Origin of the sequence: Kitasatospora humi (assembly GCF_020907985.1) — a bacterium.
Taxonomy (GTDB): Bacteria; Actinomycetota; Actinomycetes; order Streptomycetales; family Streptomycetaceae; genus Kitasatospora; species Kitasatospora humi.
This window is the reverse complement of sequence record NZ_JAJJPA010000005.1, coordinates 49300-72206: the sequence shown is the minus strand read 5'-3', so window position 1 is coordinate 72206 and position 22907 is coordinate 49300. Positions and strand designations below refer to the sequence as shown.

23 protein-coding genes are annotated in these 22907 nt (G+C 70.8%); all 23 read right to left on the bottom strand.

The annotated features are described in order from the left end of the window. Positions 1-211 precede the first annotated feature (211 nt). Positions 212-598, bottom strand: coding sequence for an STAS domain-containing protein (locus LN042_RS07315; RefSeq protein ID WP_230049915.1), 387 nt, complete (start codon positions 596-598; stop codon positions 212-214). Between the two features lie 299 nt (positions 599-897). Further along, positions 898-1770, bottom strand: coding sequence for a 3-hydroxyacyl-CoA dehydrogenase family protein (locus LN042_RS07310; RefSeq protein ID WP_230049627.1), 873 nt, complete (start codon positions 1768-1770; stop codon positions 898-900). 137 nt (positions 1771-1907) lie between these two features. Continuing rightward, on the bottom strand, positions 1908-2480 hold the full coding sequence (locus LN042_RS07305) for a cob(I)yrinic acid a,c-diamide adenosyltransferase (protein ID WP_230049625.1): 573 nt from the start codon (positions 2478-2480) through the stop codon (positions 1908-1910). A 9-nt stretch (positions 2481-2489) separates the two neighbouring features. Then, positions 2490-3119, bottom strand: coding sequence for a Uma2 family endonuclease (locus LN042_RS07300; protein ID WP_230049913.1), 630 nt, complete (start codon positions 3117-3119; stop codon positions 2490-2492). A gap of 193 nt (positions 3120-3312) precedes the next feature. Further along, positions 3313-3813: a DUF2550 domain-containing protein gene (locus LN042_RS07295; RefSeq protein WP_230049623.1), complete on the bottom strand. Its 501-nt coding sequence runs from the start codon at positions 3811-3813 to the stop codon at positions 3313-3315. 165 nt (positions 3814-3978) lie between these two features. After that, positions 3979-4359, bottom strand: coding sequence for a F0F1 ATP synthase subunit epsilon (locus tag LN042_RS07290; protein ID WP_230049619.1), 381 nt, complete (start codon positions 4357-4359; stop codon positions 3979-3981). Positions 4360-4542: 183 nt separating this feature from the next. Beyond that, on the bottom strand, positions 4543-5988 hold the full coding sequence (atpD, locus tag LN042_RS07285; RefSeq protein ID WP_230049617.1) for a F0F1 ATP synthase subunit beta: 1446 nt from the start codon (positions 5986-5988) through the stop codon (positions 4543-4545). 2 nt (positions 5989-5990) lie between these two features. Then, positions 5991-6899, bottom strand: a complete 909-nt coding sequence (locus tag LN042_RS07280; protein WP_230049615.1) for a F0F1 ATP synthase subunit gamma — start codon at positions 6897-6899, stop codon at positions 5991-5993. A 32-nt stretch (positions 6900-6931) separates the two neighbouring features. After that, a complete protein-coding gene (gene atpA / locus LN042_RS07275) occupies positions 6932-8506 on the bottom strand; it encodes a F0F1 ATP synthase subunit alpha (RefSeq protein WP_230049613.1) in 1575 nt (524 codons plus the stop codon). A 162-nt stretch (positions 8507-8668) separates the two neighbouring features. Beyond that, positions 8669-9484 (bottom strand): F0F1 ATP synthase subunit delta, encoded by an 816-nt coding sequence (locus tag LN042_RS07270; RefSeq protein WP_230049611.1) that lies wholly within the window; start codon positions 9482-9484, stop codon positions 8669-8671. Next, positions 9481-10038 (bottom strand): F0F1 ATP synthase subunit B, encoded by a 558-nt coding sequence (locus tag LN042_RS07265; RefSeq protein WP_230049609.1) that lies wholly within the window; start codon positions 10036-10038, stop codon positions 9481-9483. The genes LN042_RS07270 and LN042_RS07265 overlap by 4 nt, the downstream gene beginning before the upstream one ends. Positions 10039-10074: 36 nt before the next feature. Next, positions 10075-10320 (bottom strand): ATP synthase F0 subunit C, encoded by a 246-nt coding sequence (gene atpE / locus LN042_RS07260; protein WP_230049607.1) that lies wholly within the window; start codon positions 10318-10320, stop codon positions 10075-10077. A gap of 81 nt (positions 10321-10401) precedes the next feature. After that, complete coding sequence (gene atpB / locus LN042_RS07255) at positions 10402-11217, bottom strand: F0F1 ATP synthase subunit A (RefSeq protein WP_230049604.1); 816 nt, start codon at positions 11215-11217, stop codon at positions 10402-10404. Between the two features lie 288 nt (positions 11218-11505). Then, complete coding sequence (locus tag LN042_RS07250; protein ID WP_230049602.1) at positions 11506-11943, bottom strand: Cg1360 family ATP-synthase-associated protein; 438 nt, start codon at positions 11941-11943, stop codon at positions 11506-11508. A 361-nt stretch (positions 11944-12304) separates the two neighbouring features. Next, complete coding sequence (locus LN042_RS07245; protein ID WP_230049600.1) at positions 12305-13645, bottom strand: MraY family glycosyltransferase; 1341 nt, start codon at positions 13643-13645, stop codon at positions 12305-12307. A gap of 144 nt (positions 13646-13789) precedes the next feature. Further along, a complete protein-coding gene (glyA, locus tag LN042_RS07240) occupies positions 13790-15061 on the bottom strand; it encodes a serine hydroxymethyltransferase (protein WP_230049598.1) in 1272 nt (423 codons plus the stop codon). Positions 15062-15099: 38 nt separating this feature from the next. Continuing rightward, complete coding sequence (locus LN042_RS07235; protein ID WP_230049911.1) at positions 15100-15762, bottom strand: arsenate reductase/protein-tyrosine-phosphatase family protein; 663 nt, start codon at positions 15760-15762, stop codon at positions 15100-15102. Positions 15763-15803: 41 nt separating this feature from the next. Then, positions 15804-16451 (bottom strand): L-threonylcarbamoyladenylate synthase, encoded by a 648-nt coding sequence (locus tag LN042_RS07230; protein WP_230049596.1) that lies wholly within the window; start codon positions 16449-16451, stop codon positions 15804-15806. Between the two features lie 62 nt (positions 16452-16513). Continuing rightward, the gene (gene prmC / locus LN042_RS07225; protein WP_230049594.1) at positions 16514-17380 is read right to left on the bottom strand and encodes a peptide chain release factor N(5)-glutamine methyltransferase; all 867 of its coding nucleotides are present in this window, start codon (positions 17378-17380) and stop codon (positions 16514-16516) included. A gap of 19 nt (positions 17381-17399) precedes the next feature. Continuing rightward, the gene (prfA, locus tag LN042_RS07220) at positions 17400-18476 is read right to left on the bottom strand and encodes a peptide chain release factor 1 (protein WP_230049592.1); all 1077 of its coding nucleotides are present in this window, start codon (positions 18474-18476) and stop codon (positions 17400-17402) included. Positions 18477-18599: 123 nt separating this feature from the next. Next, complete coding sequence (rpmE, locus tag LN042_RS07215) at positions 18600-18821, bottom strand: 50S ribosomal protein L31 (protein ID WP_230049590.1); 222 nt, start codon at positions 18819-18821, stop codon at positions 18600-18602. 152 nt (positions 18822-18973) lie between these two features. Then, positions 18974-20128 (bottom strand): LCP family protein, encoded by a 1155-nt coding sequence (locus tag LN042_RS07210; protein ID WP_230049588.1) that lies wholly within the window; start codon positions 20126-20128, stop codon positions 18974-18976. Between the two features lie 150 nt (positions 20129-20278). Further along, positions 20279-22303: a transcription termination factor Rho gene (gene rho / locus LN042_RS07205; protein ID WP_230049586.1), complete on the bottom strand. Its 2025-nt coding sequence runs from the start codon at positions 22301-22303 to the stop codon at positions 20279-20281. Positions 22304-22907 lie beyond the last annotated feature (604 nt).

Here is a 22907-nt window from a genome sequence, read left to right as displayed (position 1 = left end):
CGGGCCGCCGGCCGCCGTGAGGGACCGAACCGTACGGACACCGGGTGGCGTCCGACGGGCGACCAACCGTCGCCCCGCACGGCGGCGCCGCCACAGCCGGCCCACGGAGATCGACAGTTCTGTCGACCGCAGACTCTCGCACACTCGGGCGGCCCCACGCAGGTCCGGCCCCCGCCGGGCGCCCGGACGGGGACTCAGCGCGCCCGTGCCGTCACGGAGAAGTGGTCACCGGGGGCAGCGGCCCGGCACCGGGGACACCGGCCAGGCCGGGCAGCGCGGCGCTCAGCGCATCGGGCGCACCGCCCTCGACGGCCAGGATCCGGTGCAACCGGGTGGCCACCAGCAGCCGCTGCAACTGCTGCGGCACCGCGCGCAGCACCAGTCGGCGGCCGAGCCGCCCCGCCCGGCGGTGGGTGCCCATGATCACGCCGAGTCCGGTGGCGTCCCAGGACCGCAGGGCGGCCAGGTCCAGCACCAGATCGCCGCCGCCCTGGTCGACGGCCTGGTGCAGCCGGGCCCGGGCGTCGGCCGCGCTGCGCACGTCCAGGCTGCCGTCCAGCGCCAGGACAGCCTGGCCGCCGGCTCCCGGGTACTCCACGATGCGCACGCTGTCCTCCTTAGGCAGTGAGTTCGGCACTGAGCTCGGCACGAGACCCCCCACCGTCTCAACCATCTGACGTCGGACCAGGGGCCCGGGTTGCTGCTCCCCGCCTTTTGCCGAGCAACTTCACTCGTCCGAGGGAATATACGCAGAGCAGCCCGGCACTCATGCTGCTTTGCGGTGCAAATCACCCGCCCGAGGCACCCCGGGTGAGCAAGCTCACCCCGGGCGGGACCGGGGTGAGGCCGGTGCGTGAGCCCGGGATGAGGCTCCCGGTCCGCCGGGGTGAGGCCCGGTCAGCTCTCGTAGCCGTAGAAGCCCTTGCCGGACTTGCGGCCCAGATCGCCGGCGGTGACCATCCGGGCCATCAGCTCCGGGGCCGCGAACTTCTCGTCCTGGGTCTCCGCGTAGATGTTGCGGGCGGCGTGCAGCAGGATGTCGACGCCGGTCAGGTCGGCGGTCTGCAGCGGGCCCATCGGGTGGCCGAAGCCCAGCCGGCAGGCGGTGTCGATGTCCTCGGCGGTGGCCACGCCGGACTCGTAGAGCTTGGCCGCCTCCACCACCAGGGCGGTGATCAGCCGGGTGGTGATGAATCCGGCCACGTCCCGGTTGACCACGACCACCTCCTTGCCCACCCCCTCGGCGAAGGCCCGCGCGGCGGCCAGCGTGGCGTCGCTGGTCTTGTAACCGCGCACCAGCTCCACCAGCCGCATCAGCGGAACCGGCGAGAAGAAGTGCACACCGACCACGGCCTCCGGGCGCTCGGTGACCGCCGCGATCCGGGTGATCGGGATCGCCGAGGTGTTGCTGCCCAGCACCGCGCCGTCCTTGGCGATCTTGTCCAGCTCCCGGAAGACGCCCTCCTTGACCTCCAGCTGCTCGAAGACCGCCTCGATCACGATGTCCGCCTCGGCGACCGCGCCCAGGTCCGTGCTGGTGGTGATCCGGCCCAGCGCGGCGGTGGCCTCCTCCTGCGTCATCCGGCCCTTGGCGACGAACTTGGCGTAGGAGGCCTCGATCCCGTCCAGCCCGCGCCGCAGCGCCTGCTCGGTGACGTCCCGCAGCACCACCGGGTGGCCGGCCTGCGCCGACACCTGGGCGATGCCCGCGCCCATCAGGCCGGCCCCGATGACCGCGATCTGCTGACCCTGCGTGGAAACACTGCTCATGGCTGGTTCTCCCGAAGTCCCGTCCGGGCGGGGCCCGCCGCGGGTCGTCCCCGGGAGCCGCGCCGCTCACGGCTGGGACTGTAGTGGTCCGGCGCGGGTGATGAAACGACTCCCGGGTGTGATCTGCGTCGGGCTGATCAGCGGTTCTCGCCCGGCACCCAGAGCACGTCGCCGCGCTCCTTGTTCGCCACCCGGGCCAGGATGAACAGCAGGTCGGAGAGCCGGTTCAGGTACTTGGCGGTGAGCGGGTTGACGGTGTCGCCGTGCTCCTCGATCGCCGCCCAGGTGGCCCGCTCCGCCCGGCGCACCACGGTGCAGGCCAGGTGCAGGTGGGCGGCGCCCGGGGTGCCGCCCGGCAGGATGAAGCTGCGCAGCTTCTCCAACTGCTCCAGGTAGGCGTCGCACTGGCCCTCCAGCCAGTCGACGTAGCCCTGCTCCACCCGCAGCGGCGGGTACTTGGGGTCCGGGACCACGGGCGTCGCCAGGTCCGCGCCGACGTCGAACAGATCGTTCTGGATCCGGGTCAGCACGGCCACCAGGTCCTCGGCCAGGCCGCCGGCCGCGATCGCCACGCCCAGCGCGGCGTTGGCCTCGTTGGCGTCGGCGTAGGCGATCAACCGCGGGTCGGTCTTCTTGGTGCGGCTCATGTCGCCGAGCGCGGTGGTGCCGTCGTCGCCGGTACGGGTGTAGATGCGTGTCAGGTTGACCATGGGCGAAGACTACTCAGCGGTGCGCGGCTCGCCGGTGATCGCGGTGTCGATCACGAACCCCTTGGCGGGGCCCTCGGGGATGGTGACGGGGGTGCCGTAGGGCATCCGGACTTCGGCCTCGTAGGTGGCCTTTTTCGGGTTCGGCGTCGTCAGGACGGTGACATGGCCCTCGCCGTCGTAGTCATCGATGACCACGTAGACCGGGACACCGGCCCGGGCGTACGCGCGGCGCTTGCGCACCCTGTCTCGCTTGCGGTCGTCGTAACCCGGCGGCACGACCTCAGCAACCAGCAAGACGGCCTCAGCTGCCGCACCCAGCCCGGCAGGGTCGGTGGCCACGACATCCTCGGCTGCCACCATCACATCAGGGATGGAGACCTTCTTGCCATGGATGACGTTTGCGTCCTGGTAGCCCGCATAGCCACTGTCAGCCAGGAAGCGGTCCAACGCCCGCCGCAGGCGGTTGGCCACCAGCGAATGGCTCCAGCGCCCAGTAGGTGACACCTCGATGAATCCCTCGATGATCTCAGCGCGATAGCCCTCGGGGAGTTCAAGGGCAAGCCACGCCTGCCACAGGACCTCATCCAGGTCTGGGGTCTCTTCGAAGTCGAGATCCGACTCAGCTGCCGTAGCGGTCATCGGGAACACACCTCCTCCGTACAGTCTGGGCGGACACCCCAAGCCTCCACGACAACCGGCCCACCCGCGCCCAAACCGGAAAGTGGCCGCTCGAACGAGCGACCACTCCTCACACGGCGTTGACCTTCGTCCCGTCGCTACGCGACATTGTCCCCCACGCTCCGCGCGGGGGTGCCCCCACAGGGTCTCGTCGCTACGCGACATTGACCCGCTGTCCCGGCGGCGCCGCCTCCAGCCAGGCGAGGAAGCCGGTCAGGGCGTCCTCGCTCATCGCCAGTTCCAGCGGGGCGCCGTTGTGCAGGCAGCGCAGCACCACGGAGCCGGAGAGCAGGGCCAGCTCCTCCTGGCCCTCCGGGTAGCGGCGGCCGAGCACCTCGATCTCGCGGCGCGGCAGCACCCGGCGCGGGCGCGGGGCGTAGGAGAAGACCCGGAACCACTCGATGTGGTCACCGCTGTACCTGCCGATACCGAAAACCCACCCCTTGCCGTCGGTCGCGGGGACCGGAGCGGGGGTGGGCTGTCCGTTCTCGTCGAGATCCGGGAGCGTGGAGGCGTCCGCGGGCATTTTGAGGCGGTAGCTGCAGTCGAAGGTGCCGCCGACCCGCTGGATCAGCCGGCGACGTACCGCGAACCCCAACAGGCCGACCACCCCGAGAGCAATCACCGCCGCGCACACCACAAGGGCGAGGACCATGCTCACCGACCTCCTCGCTGACTCGCCGACGCCCGGCCGTGTTGCAGCGGCCCCGCATCTCCCCGTTCCGGTCGGCCCGTCGGACCGCCGGATTGACTCTCCAACCGATGCGACGGTCCCGGGGTCACGCTGGCGCGTCCCCGGGACCGTCGGTCAAGCTCAGTGTCAGGCAGCCTTGCGGCGGCCTGCGGCGACGAGGCGGACCTCGGCGCGGCGCGCGGCGTGCGAGTCGCTGTCGGTCTTGGCGACCTCCAGCGCACGCTCGGCGCGGGTGACGTCGATCTCGTCCGCCAGCTCCGCGACCTCGGCGAGCAGCGACAGCTTGTTGTCGGCGAACGAGATGAAGCCACCGTGCACGGCGGCGACGACGGTGCCGCCGTCGGTCGTGCGGATGGTGACCGGACCGGACTCCAGCACGCTCAGCACCGGGGTGTGGTTCGGCATGATGCCGGTGTCACCGGAAGCCGTGCGGGCGACAACCAGGGTGGCCGCACCGGACCAGACCTTGCGGTCGGCTGCGACCAGCTCGACGTGCAGCTCAGCCAACGTGGGCTCCTAGGCTCTTGCAACGCCCGATTACTCGGGAGTTTCGGTAAGAATAACGGGCTCGCGCCGCTGGCATGAAACGCACGGCGCACAGATGACCGGAATCACAGCCGTCGTGCCATGAGGGGTGGTCCCCGATTCGCGGGGACCACCCCTCATGGTCACTGGGCCATCAGCCGGCGCTTACTTCTTGAGCAGCTCGGCGGCGTTCTTCTCGAGGTCCTCGATGCCACCGCACATGAAGAAGGCCTGCTCCGGGACGTGGTCGTACTTGCCGTCCGCGATCGCGTTGAAGGCCTCGATGGTCTCCGACAGCGGAACCGTCGAACCCTCGACACCGGTGAACTGCTTCGCCACGTAGGTGTTCTGCGAGAGGAAGCGCTCGATGCGGCGGGCCCGGTTGACCGTGACCTTGTCCTCCTCGGACAGCTCGTCCATACCGAGGATGGCGATGATGTCCTGGAGGTCCTTGTACTTCTGCAGGATCCCCTTGACCCGGACCGCGGTGTCGTAGTGGTCCTGCGCGATGTAGCGCGGGTCCAGGATGCGCGAGGTCGAGTCCAGCGGGTCGACGGCCGGGTAGATGCCCTTCTCCGAGATCGGGCGCGACAGAACGGTGGTCGCGTCCAGGTGGGCGAAGGTGGTGGCCGGCGCCGGGTCGGTCAGGTCGTCCGCGGGGACGTAGATCGCCTGCATCGAGGTGATCGAGTGACCGCGGGTCGAGGTGATGCGCTCCTGCAGGAGGCCCATCTCGTCGGCCAGGTTCGGCTGGTAACCCACCGCGGAGGGCATGCGGCCGAGCAGGGTCGACACCTCGGAACCGGCCTGGGTGAACCGGAAGATGTTGTCGATGAAGAGCAGCACGTCCTGCTTCTGCACATCGCGGAAGTACTCCGCCATGGTCAGGGCGGACAGCGCCACGCGCAGACGGGTGCCCGGCGGCTCGTCCATCTGGCCGAAGACCAGGGCGGTCTTGTCCAGAACGTCGGAGTCGATCATCTCCTGGATGAGGTCGTTGCCCTCACGGGTGCGCTCGCCGACGCCGGCGAACACGGAGACGCCACCGAAGTTACGGGCGACGCGGTAGATCATCTCCTGGATCAGAACGGTCTTGCCGACACCGGCACCACCGAACAGACCGATCTTGCCACCGCGGACGTACGGGGTGAGCAGGTCGATGACCTTGATGCCGGTCTCGAACATCTCGGTCTTGGACTCGAGCTCCGAGAAGTTCGGCGCCTTGCGGTGGATCGGCCAGCGGACGGTCGCCTGGGCCTTGAACTCCTCCGGGTCGGTGTTCAGCACGTCGCCGAGGGCGTTGAAGACCTTGCCCTTGGTGATGTCGCCGACCGGCACCGAGATGGCCGCGCCGGTGTCGGTGACGGTGGCGCCGCGGACCAGGCCGTCGGTCGGCTGCATCGAGATGGTCTTGACCAGGCCGTCACCCAGGTGCTGGGCGACCTCCAGGGTCAGGATCTTCTTGCCGGTGCCCGCCGGGTCGTCGATCTCGACGTGCAGGGCGTTGAACATGTCCGGAATCGCGTCGACGGGGAACTCCACGTCGACGACCGGGCCGATGACCCGCGCGACGCGGCCCGTCGCCGTGGTCGGCTCAACAGTGGTGGTCATTCTCATTCGCTCCCCGCGCTAGCGTCGGCCAGCGCGCTGGCGCCACCGACGATCTCGCTGATTTCCTGGGTGATCTCGGCCTGACGGGCCGAGTTGGCAAGCCGCGTGAGCGACTTGATGAGCTCGCCGGCGTTGTCCGTCGCGCTCTTCATCGCGCGCCGGCGGGCGGCGTGCTCGGAGGCGGCCGACTGCAGCATCGCGTTGTAGATCCGGCTCTCGACGTACCGCGGCAGCAGCGCGTCGAGGACGCCCTCCGCCGACGGCTCGAAGTCGTACAGCGGGAAGATCTCCGACTTGGCCGGCCTGCTGTCGCTCAGCTCGACCTCGTCGAGCTTGAGCGGCATCAGCCGGGCGTCCTGGGCGGACTGCGTCAGCATCGACACGAACTTGGTCGACACCAGGTGCAGTTCGTCCACCGCGCCGGTGGTGAAGGCCTCGATCAGGTCGCTCGCCACGGTCTTGGCGTCCGCGTAGGTGGGCTTGTCCGAGAAGCCCGTCCACGAGCCGGTCACCGACAGGTTGCGGAAGCCGAAGTACTGCACGCCCTTGCGGCCCGCGATGTAGGTGACGACCTCCTTGCCCTCCGCCTTGAGCCGCTCGGTCAGCGCGAGCGCCTGCTTGATGGCGTTGCTGGAGTAGCCGCCCGCGAGACCGCGGTCCGCCGTGATCAGCAGGATCGCGGCCCGCTCGGCGTTCGGGTTCTCGTGGGTGAGCGGGTGCTTGGCGTTGGACCGGGTGGCCACCGCCGTCACCGCCCGCGTCAGCTCATCGGCGTACGGAGTGGAGGCGGCCACCGCGCGCTGCGCCTTGACGATGCGCGCCGCGGAGATCATCTCCATCGCCTTGGTGATCTTCTTCGTCGCGGTGACAGAGCGGATCCGGCGCTTGTAGACCCGAAGCTGTGCTCCCATGGGTCGTTACGTCCTTTCCCTCGCTACCGGACTCAGGCCTGCTCGCTGAGGAGCTTGCCGTCAGCGGTGGTGAAGCCCAGCTTGAAGGAGTTGATCGCCTCGGTCAGGGCGTCGATGGTGCCGTCCTCCAGCTTGGAGGTCTCGACGATCGCGGCCAGCAGGTTCTTGTGCGAGCCGCGCAGGTAGTCGAGGAACTCGCGCTCGAAGCGGCGGATGTCGGCGACCGGGACGTCGTCCAGCTTGCCGGTGGTGCCGGCCCAGATCGAGACGACCTGCTCCTCCACCGGGAACGGCTGGTACTGACCCTGCTTCAGCAGCTCGACCAGACGGGCGCCGCGCTCCAGCTGGGCCTTGGAGGCCGAGTCCAGGTCGGAACCGAAGGCGGCGAACGCCTCCAGCTCGCGGTACTGGGCCAGGTCCAGGCGCAGCCGGCCGGCGACCGACTTCATGGCCTTGATCTGGGCGGAGCCACCGACGCGGGAGACCGAGATACCGACGTTGACGGCCGGACGGATGTTCGCGTTGAACAGGTCCGACTCCAGGAAGCACTGGCCGTCGGTGATGGAGATGACGTTGGTCGGGATGTACGCCGAGACGTCGTTGGCCTTGGTCTCGATGATCGGCAGACCGGTCATCGAGCCGGCGCCCAGCTCGTCGGAGAGCTTGGCGCAGCGCTCCAGCAGGCGGGAGTGCAGGTAGAAGACGTCACCCGGGTAGGCCTCGCGGCCCGGCGGGCGGCGCAGCAGCAGGGAGACGGAGCGGTAGGCCTCGGCCTGCTTCGACAGGTCGTCGAAGATGATCAGGACGTGCTTGCCGGCGTACATCCAGTGCTGGCCGATGGCCGAACCGGTGTACGGGGCGAGGTACTTGAAGCCCGCCGGGTCAGAGGCCGGAGCCGCCACGATGGTGGTGTACTCCAGCGCGCCGGCCTCCTCCAGGGCGCCGCGCACGGACGCGATGGTGGAGCCCTTCTGGCCGACCGCGACGTAGATGCAGCGGACCTGCTTGTTCGGGTCGCCGGAGTGCCAGTTGTCCTTCTGGTTGATGATCGTGTCGATCGCCACCGCGGTCTTGCCGGTCTGGCGGTCGCCGATGATCAGCTGGCGCTGGCCGCGGCCGATCGGGGTCATCGCGTCGATGGCCTTGATGCCGGTCTGCATCGGCTCGTGCACCGACTTGCGGACCATGACGCCGGGGGCCTGCAGCTCCAGGGCGCGGCGGCCCTCGGAGGCGATCTCGCCCAGACCGTCGATCGGGTTGCCCAGCGGGTCCACCACGCGGCCGAGGTAGCCCTCGCCGACCGGAACCGAGAGGATCTCGCCGGTGCGGCGCACCGTCTGACCCTCCTCGATGCCGCCGAACTCACCGAGGACGACGACACCGATCTCGCGGGTGTCGAGGTTCAGCGCCAGGCCGAGGGTGCCGTCCTCGAACCTGAGCAGCTCGTTGGCCATGACCGAGGGCAGACCCTCGACATGGGCGATACCGTCCGCCGCGTCAGTGACCGTGCCGACCTCTTCACGCGAGGCGGCGTCCGGCTGGTACGACTGGACAAAGTCGGCCAGCGCGTCCCGGATCTCCTCCGGCCGGATCGTAAGCTCCGCCATCAGGCTTCCCTGCTCTCCTAGGTTGCGTCCTCGGCCCGCCCAAGGAGGGCCGCAAGTATTCGATCCTCGGCCGGTGCTGTTGGACCGGCCGTACGTATGTGCCGGCTGCCCCGTGGGTGGGACCGGCGCCCGACCGAGGGTCGGATGTGCTGTGCGGGTGGCTCAGCCTTCGAGGCCCTGACGAGCGCCCTCGAGGCGGCTCGACACGGTGCCGTCGATGATCTCGTCACCGATCTGCACCCGGACACCGCCGACGACCTCGGGGTCGACGTCGATGTTCAGGAGCACCGCCCGGCCGTACAGCTTGGCCAGCGCGCCGGAGAGGCGCTGCTTCTGGCCGTCGCTGAGCGGCACCGCGGTGGTGACCAGGGCCACCACACGGTCGCGGCGGTCGGCGGCGAGCTTGGCGAAGGACTCCAGGCCCTGTTCCAGGCTACGGCCACGCGGGGTGGTGACCAGCGAGGTGACCAGGCGGACGGTGCCCGGCAGCGCCCGGCCGCCGAGCAGCTTCCGGACCAGCTCCGCCTTGGCGGCGGCAGTGGCCTTCGGCTCGGTCAGACCGGCGCGCAGCTCGTGCGAGCCGCTGACGATCCGCCCGAACCGGAAGAGCTCGTCCTCCAGGTCGTCGAGCTTGCCCGCCTTGTCGGCGGCGACCACCTCGGCGTAGGCGGCCAGCTGCTCGGTGGCGTCGACCAGGTCGCGCGCACCCGACCAGCGGGACCGCACCAGGCCGGAGACCAGGTCGACGGTCTCGCCGGAGACCTGACCGGACAGCAGCGAGGTGACCAGCGACGCCTTGTCCTGCCCGGACCGCGAGGGGTCGGTCAGCACGCGGCGGAGCGACACCTCGCGGTCGAGCAGCGTGGTGACGGCGCTGAGCTCCTCGGCCAGCTTGCCCGCGTCCACCGAGGTGTTGTCGGTCAGGCTGTCGAGGTTCTCGCGGCCGGCGCTCATGGCCTCGCGGCTGGCGCCGATCACTTGGCAACCGCCGCTTCGGCAGCGGCCTTGGCCTCCAGCTCGTCCAGGAAGCGGTCGATGACGCCGCTCTGCCGCGTGTGGTCCTCGAGGGACTCACCCACGATCCGGGAGGCCAGCTGCGTAGCGAGCGAACCCACGTCCTGGCGCAGGGCGGTGGTCGCCTGCTTCTTGTCCGCCTCGATCTGGGCGTGGCCGGCGGCGACGATGGCCTCGCGCTGGCGCAGGCCCTCCTCGCGCATCTCGGCGATCAGGGCAGCACCCTGCTCACGGGCCTGCTCGGTGATCCGAGCGGCCTCGTGACGCGCCTCGGCGAGATCGGCACGGTACTGCTCGAGGAGGGCCTGAGCCTCAGCCTGCGCGGCGTCGGCGCGCTCAATGCCGCCCTCGATCATGTCCCGGCGCTCCGCCAGCGTCTTCTCGATGCTGGGGAGGAGCTTCTTGCCGAGCAGACCGAAGACCACGAAGAAGCAGATCAGGCCGATGATGAGCTCAGGCGCCTTGGGGATCAGAGGGTTGAAGTCCTCCGAAGCCAGGTGCATCGCGACGAGCGACATATCTGGACCTTCCGTCTGATGGGTCTACGGCGGGACTTACTTGGGGCCCTGGCCGTAAACGAACGGCATGACGATGCCGATCAGGGCGAGGGCCTCGGTCAGCGCGAAGCCGATGAACATGTTGGAGCGGATCAGGTTGGTCGCCTCGGGCTGGCGAGCCATGGCCTGCACACCGTTGCCGAAGATCAGACCGACGCCGATGCCGGGGCCGATGGCGGCGAGACCGTAGCCGATGGACGCGACGGAGCCGTAGACACCGGTGGCGGCGAGGAGAGCGGACATCTCAGCTAGTCCTTTGCGGGGTAGAGATACCGGTGGTGGTTGGCCACCGGGGGTTCGGGGCGCAGCCTGGGCTGCGGAGGGTCAGTGCGCCTCTTCCAGCGCACCGGCGATGTAGCTGCTGGCCAGCGTCACGAAGATGTAGGCCTGCAGGAACTGCACCAGGAGCTCGAAGCCGGTGAGCGCGAGGGTCACCACGAAGGAGGTGGTGCCGTACAGCGCGCCGATGGTCGGGCTCAGCAGGTACCAGGTCGCGACGGAGAACACCACGATCAGCAGGTGACCGGCGAACATGTTGGCGAACGCACGGACCGCGAGCGTGAAGGGCCGCACGAAGATGTTCGAGAAGAACTCGATCGGCACCAGGATGACCATGACCCAGCCGGGAACACCGGACGGCCAGCAGAGGTTCTTCAGACCGCCGACGAAGCCGTGCTTCTTGAAGGTCAGCGTCATGTAGGTGACCCAGCAGACCAGCGCCAGACCGGCCGGCCAGCCGATCGCCGCCGTCACCGGGAACTGCGCCACCGGGATCACGGACATCATGTTCATGATCCAGACGAAGAAGAACAGCGAGACCATCATCGGGACGTACTTCTCGCCCTTTTTGCCGATGTTCTCGTAGACGATCTGGCGCTTGACGAAGTCGTAGCCGATCTCGCCGACCAGCTGCATCTTGCCGGGCAGCACCTTGGGCCTGGCGAAGGCGACCCAGAAGAAGACGATCACCAACAGGGCGCAGACGAGCGAGAGCAGCATCGGCTTGTTGAAGCCGAAGCCGGCGACCGTGAAGATCGGGTGGAACTGGAACTCGTTCAGGCCCGGCGCCGGGAAGCCGCAGCCGGAGAACAGGTGGCAGCCCCCGGAGGCAAGCTGCACGGCGAGCTGGTCAGCACTCACCACGGACTCCTTCGTCGTGACGCATGGTTACGGCAACCTCGGTGTGTCGGCGCGGCACGGAGCCACGGAGCGGCACTGGAACTAGATGGGTTTCTCCTGGACGACCCGGCGCACCGGTACAGCGTGTCGGTGCGGGGTCTGTCAAGACTGCGTGAGCTCGGGGGGCGATCCGTCCGGCAGGCGGAGGGACCAGGCCGCGTCCCGTACTCGATTGTTGCGACGGACGATAGCAGCCTGTCAGGACCGCATAAACACCGCCCCCCTCGCCAGGGGGACAGCCAGGGCAACTCACTGTTGACGCCCTGGCTTCGACCGTTCGTCGGGCTTGTCGTCGTCCGTCTGCACGTAGAACTGCTTGGCCTTCAGGTGCGTGCGCACCTGCCCGCCGCACCAGACGAAGACGCAGCCGAGCAGGGTGAAGCCGAAGACCTTGGTGTCGAAGAGGCTGGTGTCCTTGAAGACCGCCAGCACGATGCCCACCAGCAGGATCTGGGTCGTGTACACCAGCAGTGCCACAGCCATCATGAGCTGCGGGTTGTTCCTGGTCAGCCGGTCGAGTGCGATCTGGCCCGCGGCGAAGAAGAGCAGGACCAGCACGGCCGCGAAGCCGGCGCCGATGGCGCCCTTGCCCCCCGCCACCGCAGCGGAGATCGCAGTGGCGAGGACGCCGGCGACCGCAGTGGGGATTGCGGCGCCGCGGACGGTCCGGGCGTCGTGGGACGGCATGTCGGCAACTCCGGCGGCATGTCGAGGGCGGGGAGCTCAGGGAAAAAGCAGGGTGGCGCACCGGTGCGGGGACACCGGCCCGAGTGAGTCGGCCGCGAAACCGGCCGATGCGCGGGCCGGGATCGACCAAAAGGACCTGCTGGCGGACGGCAGTCCGGCACCACTGGTCCTTCGGCGCTCTCTCAGTACTCGTGAACGGTATCACAAACTATTTGATGAGAGCTTTACCATGTACGTGTGGTACCTGTCACACCGGAGGGCTACCCGTGCCGCCGAACGGGTGAGGCAAACGGCGTAACGGAGTTGACGCCCCCTCAGGCCCGCTGGTTGCGACCCGTTCGCTGGCACTGCGTCAGCTCGGTCAGCCCTGCCGGCGGTCGCCGACGGAGTGCGCGCCGGTGCCCAGGGTGCCGAGCAGCTCCTGGTCGCGGGCCGACAGCTCGGCCATCGCGCCCTGCGGAGCAGGCGCCGTCCCGGCGGCCGTGCCCCCGGTCCCGGCCGCCGTCTCCTCGGTCCCGGCGGCCTGGGCCCTGGCGCCCTTGCGGTAGCGCGGTGGCACGAACGCCTGCACCGCGCTCGGCGCCTTGGGGCGGAACCAGGGCAGCAGCAGCACCACCAGGCCGACCAGGCAGAGCCCGGCGCAGGTCAGCACCACGGCCCGCCCGGTGTTGGTGACCGAGATCCCCACCGTGCCGAACGCGATCAGTGCCGCCCAGAAGTACATGATCAGCACGGCCCGGCTGTGCGAGTGGCCGATCTCCAGCAGCCGGTGGTGGAGGTGCTTCTTGTCCGCCGCGAACGGCGAGCGGCCCGCCCAGCTGCGGCGCACCACGGCCAGCACCAGGTCGGCCAGCGGCAGCGCGATCACCGCCAGCGGCAGCAGCAGCGGGATGTAGGTGGGCACCAGGATGTGGGTGGCGGCGGTCTGCGAACCGGCCTGCGCGGTGATCAGGTCGGGGTCGACGCGGCCGGTGACCGAGACCGCGGAGACCGCCAGCATCAGGCCCAGCATCATCGAGCCGGAGTCGCCCATGAAGATCCGGGCCGGGTGCAGGTTGTGCGGCAGGAAGCCCAGGCACATGCCGATCAACAGCGCGCTGAACAGCACCGAGGGTGCCGCCTCGCTGATCTGGTAGACGTACCAGAGGCGGTAGGAATAGAGGAAGAACGCGATCCCGGCGATGCAGACCATGCCGCCGGCCAGCCCGTCCAGGCCGTCGATGAAGTTGACCGCGTTGACCATCACCACGACCAGCGCGACCGTGATGACCATGCCCAGGGTCGGGCTGAGCGCGACCGGGCCGACGCCGGGCACCGGGATGGAGATCACCGTGATGCCCTGGTAGACCATCACACCGGCGGCGATCATCTGCCCGCCGAGCTTCACCAGCGCGTCCACGCCCCACTTGTCGTCGAGCACCCCGAGCACCCACATGATGCCGACCCCGGAGAGCAGCGCGCGGATGTCCGAGGAGTCGCTGAACACCTTGCCGAGGTGCTGCAGCTGGGAGGCGACCAGCAGGCCCGCGCAGAGCCCGCCGAACATCGCGATCCCGCCGAGCCGCGGGGTCGGCTCCCGGTGCACGTCGCGGGCCCGCACCGCCGGCATCGCCCCGGCCCTGATGGCGAACTTCCGTACCGGGCCGGTCAACAGGTAGGTGACGGCCGCGGTGCAGAACAGCACCAGCAGATACTCACGCACCGCCGGCCTCCTTCCGTGCGCACGACCGGGTGCGTACGGGAGCTGCTCCCGCACGGGCAAGGGGTTCGAGGTGCGTCGCCACGGCACCCACCTTATTGAGTCGGACGAGCGCGGTGTGCACCGCGGTTCGCTCTGGCGCCCGGCTCACCCCGCGAAGGCTCGGGCCAGCTCCCGCACTCGGGCCGCCACCGGGTCCGGCTCGGCGCCCGCGATCAGGCCCCCGACCAGTGCGCCCACCTCGCCCAGCTCGGTCGGCCCCATGCCGAGCGCGGCGCAGCAGCCGGTGCCCAGCCGGATCCCGGAGGTCTCCGCGGCCGGCACCGGGTCGAACGGCACCGCGCACTTGCCGAGCATCAGGCCGACGGCCGCGCAGCGCCGCTCGGCCTGCGCCCCGGTCATGCCCAGCGCGCCGATGTCGGCCACCACCAGATGGGTGTCGGTGCCGCCGGTCAGCGGCCGGGCTCCGCTCTCGGCCAGGGCGCCCGCCAGGGCGCGTGCGCCGTCCACCGCGCGCCGGATGTACGCGCCGAACTCCGGCGTGGCCGCCTGCGCGAACGCGACCGCCTTGGCCGCCACCTCGTTCATCGCCGCGCCGCCCTGGCTGAACGGGAAGACCGCCCGGTCGATCCGTTCGGCCAGCTCCCCCGTGCACAGCAGCAGCCCGCCGCGCGGCCCGCGCAGCAGCTTGTGGGTGGCGGCCACCACCACGTCGGCGTACGGCACCGGGGAGGGCGCGACCCCCGCCGCGACCAGCCCGGTGACCTGGCCGGCGGCAGCGATCAGATAGGCGTCCACCTCATCGGCGATCTCCCGGAACGCCGCCCAGTCCGGGTGCCGCGGGTAGGAGATCCCGCCGGCCACGATCGCCTTCGGCCGGTGCGCCCTGGCCAGCTCGCGCACCTGGTCCAGGTCGATCAGGCCGTCCTCCTCGCGCACCCCGTAGCCGATGAAGTCGAACCAGCGGCCGGAGAAGTTGGCCCGGGAGCCGCAGGAGAGGTGGCCGCCGTGCCCCAGCGACATCGCCAGCACCGCGTCGCCCGGCCGCAGCAACGCCGCACAGGTCGCCAGCATCGCCGAAGTGCCGGACCTGGCTTGGACATTGGCGTGCTCGGCGGAGAACAGGGCGCGGGCCCGGGAGACGGCGAGCAGCTCGGTGGCGTCGGCCACGGCGCAGCCGGTGTGGTGCCGGTGGCCCGGGTAACCCTCGGCGTACTTGTCGACCAGCGGGCCGGCCAGGGCCGCCAGCACCGCCTCGGTGGCGAGGTTCTCCCCCGCCAGCAGCTGCAGCCCACCGGCCCGCCGCTCGGCCTCCGCGGCCAGCAGGTCGGCCACCTCGGGGTCGGCGGTGCGCAGGGCCCCGGCGGGCTCCCAGTGACGGTGCTGGACGGAACCGTGCGCGGCATCGGTGAGGGTCATGGCGGCGCTCCGGGGCTACTGGGCTGGTGGGGCCCAGCCTAGGACCGTATGCCGTGGCTGTCCTGGGGGCGAGGGCCGGATACACCCGTCAGGGCGGTCAGCACCGGATCGAGCGCGTCGAATATCTCCTCGCCGCAGTGCCGGAACATGCCGATCGGCGCGCCGTAGGGGTCGTCCACCTCGTCCGCGTCCGGGTCGGCGGACGGCCGCCAGCCGCGCAGCGCGGCCGCCGCCCGGACCAGCGCCCGGGCCCGCTCGGTCACCTCGGCGCCCTGGCCGACGGCCGGCAGGGTGGCCGGGTCTATCAACCGCACCAGCCGGGTGAACTCCTTGAGCGTGAAGGTGCGCAGGCCCGCCGCGTGCCCCATGGAGATCACCTGGGCGCGGTGGTCCAGGGTGGCGGTCAGCACCAGATCGGCCTCGACCACGTGTTCGTCCAGCAGCTCGCGGCCGGCGAAGTTGCCGCTGTCCACGCCGTACTCGTCGAGCACGGTGGCGGCGTGCGCCTCCATCGGGGCGCCCTCGTGACCCCAGGTGCCGGCGCTCTCCACCACGATCCGGCCGGCCGCCCGCCAGTCCAGGCGGGTGTCCAACTCATGCCGGGTCAGCCGCTCGGCGATCGGCGAGCGGCAGATGTTGCCGGTGCAGACGAACAGGATCTTGAAGTTGTCCGCGGTGCGCGGCGGCAGGGCCCGGCGCACCGCCGGGCGGGCGTGCGCCGGGCCGGGGTGGAGCGAGGCCGTCAACTGCCGGCCTCCAGGTCGGGGACGACCTCCCTCAGCTGCTCCAGGCTGACCGCACCGGCCCGCAGCAGCACCGGGGTCTTCCCGGTGACGTCGACGATCGAGGAGGCCTGGCCGTGCTCGGTCTTGCCGCCGTCCAGGTAGATCGCCACCGAGTCGCCCAGCTGGTACTCGGCGTCCTCGCAGTCGGCGGGGGCCGGCTGGCCGGTCTTGTTGGCGCTGGAGACGGCCAGCGGGCCGGTGGTGTTGAGCAGCTCGATGGCGACCGGGTGCAGCGGCATCCGCACCGCGACGGTGCCGCGGGTCTCCCCCAGGTCCCAGCGCAGCGACGGCTGGTGACGGGCCACGAGGGTCAGGCCGCCCGGCCAGAACGCGTCGACCAGCTCCCATGCCTTCTCGGAGAAGTCGGTGACCAGGCCGTGCAGCGTGGTCGGGGAGCCGACCAGCACCGGGGAGGGCATGTGGCGGCCGCGGCCCTTCGCGGCGAACAGGCCCGCCACCGCGTCGGCGCTGAAGGCGTCCGCGGCGATCCCGTAGACCGTGTCGGTCGGCATGACGACCAGTTCACCGCGGCGGATCGCCGAGGCGGCCTCACGCAGACCGGTGGCACGGTCGCCGGCGTCGGCACAGTCGTAACGGCGGCTCATCGGAGCACTCTCCTCTTCGAATTACAGCGACGTCTTACGGGCAGTGGTACTGCGCCGACGGTTCACGACCTCGCCCTCCGGGCTGTCGTGAAGCGGGGCCGGCCGTTCAGGTCCCGGTGGTCGGCCGTGTCCGTCCAGCCGCCCTCCTCGTTGAAGATCCACGGCACCTGACCGCCCTGGGTGTCGGCGTGCTCGATCACCACCGCGCCGCCGGGCCGCAGCAGCCGGGCCGCCACCCGCTCGATGCCGCGGATGGTGTCCAGGCCGTCCTCGCCGGAGAAGAGCGACAGCTGCGGGTCGTGGTCCCGGGCCTCCGGCGCCACGTACTCCCACTCGGTGAGCGGGATGTACGGCGGGTTGCTGATCACCAGGTCGAACCGGCCGTTCCAGGACGGGTCGTCGGCGAAGGCCTTGGTGGCGTCCCCGGCGTGCAGGGTGACCCGGTCCCGGTCGCCACTGGCCGCGATGTTGCGCCGGGTGTACCGCATCGCGCCCTCGTCCAGCTCGAAGGCGTGCACGATGGAGCGCGGCAGCTCCTGAGCCAGGGCCAGCGCGATGGCGCCGGAGCCGGTGCACAGGTCGACCACCAGCGGCTCGGCCACGTCCATCTCGCGGACGGCCTCTATGGCCCACTCCACCACGGTCTCGGTCTCCGGCCGGGGCACGAAGACCCCGGGGCCGACCTCGAGCTCCAGGTAGCGGAAGAACGCCCGCCCGGTGATGTGCTGCAGCGGCTCGCGGGCCTCCCGCCGGGAGACCGCCTCCCAGTACCGGGCGTCGAAGTCGGCGTCCTGCACGGTGTGCAGCTGGCTGCGCTTGACGTGGTGGATGTGCGCCGCCAGCTCCTCCGCGTCGAAGCGCGGCGACGGCACCCCGGCCGCGGCCAACCGCTGGGTGGCCTGGGCCACCTCGGCGAGCAGCAGGTTCATCCGACCCGACCCCTCAGTCTCAGTTCTCCTGCGCGGCGGCCAGCTTGGCCGCCGCGTCGGCGTCGACCGCCGACTGGATCAGCGCGCCCAGATCGCCGTCCAGCACCTGGTCCAGGTTGTACGCCTTGAAGCCGGTGCGGTGGTCGGAGATGCGGTTCTCCGGGAAGTTGTAGGTCCGGATCCGCTCCGAGCGGTCGACCGTGCGGACCTGGCTGCGCCGGGCGTCCGAGGCCTCCTGCTCGGCCGCCTCCTGCGCCGCGGCCAGCAGCCGGGACCGCAGGATGCGCATCGCCTGCTCCTTGTTCTGCAGCTGGCTCTTCTCGTTCTGGCAGGACGCCACGATACCGGTCGGCAGGTGGGTGATCCGGACCGCCGAGTCGGTGGTGTTGACCGACTGGCCGCCCGGGCCGGACGAGCGGTAGACGTCGATCCGCAGGTCGTTGGCGTTGATCTCGACCTCGACCTCCTCGGCCTCCGGGGTGACCAGCACGCCCGCCGCCGAGGTGTGGATGCGGCCCTGCGACTCGGTCGCGGGCACCCGCTGCACCCGGTGCACCCCGCCCTCGTACTTCAGCCGGGCCCAGACGCCCTGGCCGGGCTCGGCGCCGCCCTTGGTCTTCACGGCCACCGAGACGTCCTTGTAGCCGCCGAGGTCCGACTCGTTGGAGTCGATGAGCTCGGTCTTCCAGCCCACCCGCTCGGCGTACCGCAGGTACATCCGCAGCAGGTCGCCGGCGAACAGCGCGGACTCCTCGCCGCCCTCGCCCGCCTTGATCTCCAGGATCACGTCCTTGTCGTCGCTGGGGTCGCGCGGGACCAGCAGCAGCCGCAGTTCCTCGGTCAGCTCGCCCTGGCGCTGCTCGGCGGCCTTGGCCTCGGCCAGGAAGCCGGGGTCTTCGGCGGCGAACTCGCGGGCCGCCTCGATGTCCTCGCCGGCCTGCTTCCAGGCGCGGTAGGTGCGGGTGATCGGGGTGAGTTCGGCGTAGCGCTTGGACAGCTTGCGCGCGTTGGCCTGGTCCGCGTGGACGGACGGGTCGGCAAGCCGCTCTTCGAGGGCGGCGTGCTCGACGAGGAGCTCTTCGACTGCCTCGAACATGGGGGGCCTACTTTCCCGGGAGTACGTGGATGACTGAGGAGGACGGACGGGGCAGACGCGAACGGCGCCGGCCCCCGGCGCCCCCGTGGAACGGGGACGCCGGAGACCGGCGCCGCGTGAGCGCTAGGCCTTCGCGCTGTGCTGCTTGCCGAAGCGGGCCTCGAAGCGGGCCACGCGGCCACCGGTGTCGAGGATCTTCTGCTTGCCGGTGTAGAACGGGTGGCACTGCGAGCACACCTCGGCGCGGATGACGCCGGAGGTCTCGGTCGAGCGGGTGGTGAACTCGTTGCCACAGGTGCAGGTCACCGAGGTGACCACGTACTCGGGGTGGACGTCGCGCTTCAAGGGGATCTCCTAGGTATCGGGAGGGCACCGGGTCGGCGGCCGGGGAGCCGCTCGTGAACCGGGACCGACGGACCAGTGTGCCAGCACCGGCCGCTTCTTCCCAAACCGGCCCGGTGCTCCAGAAATTCCGGGGCACGTCGCGGACCGGGACGCTAGCGGCTCCGGGCGGCGCCGGGCACCGGGTCGGGAGCCGCCGCACCCGGGCTCGACGCGTCGGTCGGGTTGGCCGGGTCGGCCGGTTGGCTGCTGACGACCCGGTCCGGGGCCGGCCGGTCGGCCCGCAGCGCGGCCCACAGCTGGTCCGCGTCCGGCGTCTTGGCCACCACCCGGTTGGGGTCGCTGGGCGCGGTCGAGACCGGCAGCGTGACCATGGTCAGCTGGTCGGTCCCTATCGCCTTCAGCTCCTCCCCCAGCCCGGTCAGCGCCGAGACCGAGGCCAGCGCGGAGTCGGTGGTGATCGACTTGGTCAGGGTGGAGCCGACCGCGTAGAGCTTGACCGGGTTGCCGAACAGCCCGATCGACGACACCTGCTTGACGATCGACTTCACCATCTGCTTCTGCAGCTCGATCCGGCCCAGGTCGCTGCCGTCGCCGACGCCGTGCCGGGTGCGCACGAAGGCGAGGGCCTGGGTGCCGTTGAGGTGGTGGGTGCCGGCCGGCAGGTCCAGCCCGCTGTCCTTGTCGTGGATGTTCACCGTGGTGGTCACGGTGGCGCCGCCGATCGCGTCGATGAAACCGGCGAACCCGCTGAAGTCGATCTCCACGAAGTGGTTCATCCGCATGCCGGTCAGCTGCTCGGTGGTCCTCACCGCGCAGGCCGCCCCGCCGGCCTCGAAGGCGCTGTTGTACATCGCGCCCTTCGCCGCGGGCACCGCGCTGCCGTTCTTGGCGGTGCACGCGGGCCGGGAGACCAGGGTGTCGCGCGGGATGGAGACCACGGTGGCGCTCCGGTGGTCCTGGGCCACGTGCACCACCATCGCGGTGTCCGCGCGCGCGGTGCCGTCGGTGGCTCCGCCGGCCAGCGCGCTGTTGGAGCCGGCCCGCGAGTCGGAGCCGAGCACCAGCACGTTGAACGAGCCGCCGCTGGGCGCGCTGGGGCGGTTGGTGCCGAGCTGGGCGTCGATGTCGACGCTCTTGATGTTGCCGTTCAGCCTCCAGTACGCGTAGGCCGCCGCGCCGCCGCCGGCCAGCACCAGGCCGGCCGCCGCGAACGCGCCGATCCGCAGCAGGCTGGACCTGCGGCCGCGCACCCTGCGGTGCCGGTGCGCGGGTCGGGGGTTCTCGCTCTGCTGATCCGTTTCGGACACCTTTTGAGCATATGCGAGCGTATGTCCGGTTCGCGTACCAGCCATGCGGCATCCCGGAACGCCGAGGGCCGCCCGGCCTGCCGCCCCGGAGGACTTCCGAGGGTTGGCAGGCCGGGCGGCCCTGGTAGCGCGTCGTCAGGCGACGTCCCGTCAGTCGCCCGAACCCGGAGTGGTCTTGGCGATCTGCATCAGGAACTCGGCGTTCGACTTGGTCTGCTTCATCTTGTCCAGCAGCAGCTCGATCGCCTGCTGCGAGTCGAGCGCGTGCAGCACCCGGCGCAGCTTCCAGGTGATGGCCAGCTCCTCGCTGCCGAGCAGGATCTCCTCCTTGCGGGTGCTGGACGCGTCCACGTCCACCGCCGGGAAGATCCGCTTGTCGGCGAGCTTGCGGTCCAGGCGCAGCTCCATGTTGCCGGTGCCCTTGAACTCCTCGAAGACCACCTCGTCGGCCCGGGAGCCGGTCTCCACCAGGGCGGTGGCGAGGATGGTCAGCGAACCGCCGTTCTCGATGTTGCGGGCGGCACCGAAGAACTTCTTCGGCGGGTAGAGCGCGGTCGAGTCGACACCACCGGAGAGGATGCGGCCGGAGGCCGGGGCCGCCAGGTTGTAGGCACGGCCCAGACGGGTGATCGAGTCGAGCAGGATCACCACGTCGTGGCCCAGCTCCACCAGGCGCTTGGCACGCTCGATGGCCAGCTCGGCGACGGTGGTGTGGTCCTCGGCCGGGCGGTCGAAGGTCGAGGAGATGACCTCGCCCTTGACCGACCGCTGCATGTCGGTGACCTCTTCCGGACGCTCGTCGACCAGGACGACCATCAGGTGGCACTCGGGGTTGTTGCGGGTGATCGCGTTGGCGATCGCCTGCATGATCATCGTCTTGCCGGTCTTCGGCGGGGCGACGATCAGACCGCGCTGGCCCTTGCCGATCGGCGACACCATGTCGATGATGCGGGTGGTCAGCACGCCCGGGTCGGTCTCCAGGCGCAGCCGCTCCTGCGGGTAGAGCGGGGTGAGCTTGCCGAACTCGGGACGGCCCCGGCTGCTCTCCGGGTCCATGCCGTTCACCGAGTCCAGCCGCACCATGGCGTTGAACTTCTCGCGGCGCTCGCCGTCCCGCGGCTGGCGCACCGCACCGGTGATCGCGTCACCCTTGCGCAGGCCGTTCTTGCGGACCTGGGCCAGCGAGACGTAGACGTCGTTCTGGCCGGGCAGGTAGCCGGAGGTCCGGACGAACGCGTAGTTGTCCAGGATGTCCAGGATGCCGGCGACCGGGATCAGCACGTCGTCGTCGCCGACCTGCGGCTCGGCCACGCCGTCGAAGCCCTCGCGGCGGCCCCGGCGGTTGCGGTCGCGGTAGCGGCCGCGGCGGCCGCGGCGGCCGTCGCCGAACTCGTCGTCCTCGAAGCCGCCCTGCTGGGCGGCGGCGGGCTGGCCGGCCGGCTGCTGGGCCGGCTGGGCGCCCTGCTCGCCGCGGCGGTCGGCCCGCTCCCGGCGGTTGCGGCGCTCCCGGCGGGACTCGCGGCCCTCGCCGTCGCCCTCGCCGCCCTCGACGCGGTCACCGCGGTCGGCCCGGTCGCGCCGGTCCCGGCGGTCCCGACGGCCCTCGCGCTGCTCCTCGCGGCCCTCGCGGGTCTCGGTCTTGGCCTCGGCCTTGGGCTCGGCGGCGGTCGGCTCGGCGGTGTCCACCGCGGTGGCGGTGGCGGCCTCGACGGCGCTCGGCGCACCGGCGGCGGCGGTGGCGCGGCGGCGGCCGCGCTCACGGGCCGGGGCGGTGGCGGCCTCGGGGGCGGCCTGGCCCGGGATCTCGATCTGGGCCGGGGCCTCGGCCGGCTCGGCGGCAGCGGCGGCGGCCCGGGTCCGACGGGCCGGCTTCTCGGCTGCCGGGGCGGTCTCCTTGGCAGCGGTGCGCGCGGGCGCCGCGGCGGCCGGAGCGGAGGCGAGCAGCGGGTCGCCGCCGCTCTTCTCCTTGATCGCCTCGATCAGCTGGCTCTTGCGCATCCGCCCGGTGCCGCTGATGCCGAGCGTCGAGGCGAGCTTCTGCAGCTCGGCCAGGACCAGACCGTCAAGGCCTGCGGCAGCGGTACGGCGGCGCTTGGCCGGCGCCGCGGGGGCGGCGGGCGTGTCCGTCGCGTCGGCGTCCGGGCGCGCGCCCATCAGATCGGTGGTGTCGCTCACTAAGGGTCCTTCCCTGGAGCGGACGTCGGCCTGTCTGGCTCGGCGACCGGTTGTGCTGTCTGACCTGCGCTCTGCGGTGCACAGGTCCGATGCGGTGGGTCCCGCCACCGCTAGGTGCAAGGTGGCGGAAGAGGTGCGAGGTGCGGTGCACGGGGCACCATGGTGCAAAAGGGCACGGCGGGCCGTCTCATGCCGACCGCGCTGCCTGCGAAACCCGGGCCCCCGTCGCGTGACGTTCTCCCGCGCTCCCGCCCGGCTGGTCCTCGACCAGTTGCGGCGGGTGTGGGTCAGGATTCGACACGGCTTCGGGATGCGGCCGCAATCGCGCAGGCAGGCTGCGTACGCGCTGTGGCGGGCTCCCGGAGAATCGTGGTCCCCGACAACGCCTCGGGCCCGTGGTGTCGGGTCCTGGGGAGGGGGACGCGGTGCACCGGGCCCCGCGGGGCGCCTGATGCAGACATGAGGTTAACACTACCGACCCCCTCACACATTCCCCAGCCTCGAGCTTGCCAATCGTGTCCGTCCCTCCCGCCCGGTCGCGCGGTGGGCGCACGGCCGTGCGGAAGCGACCGTGCTCAGCACACGGTCGAATCCGGTCGGGAAC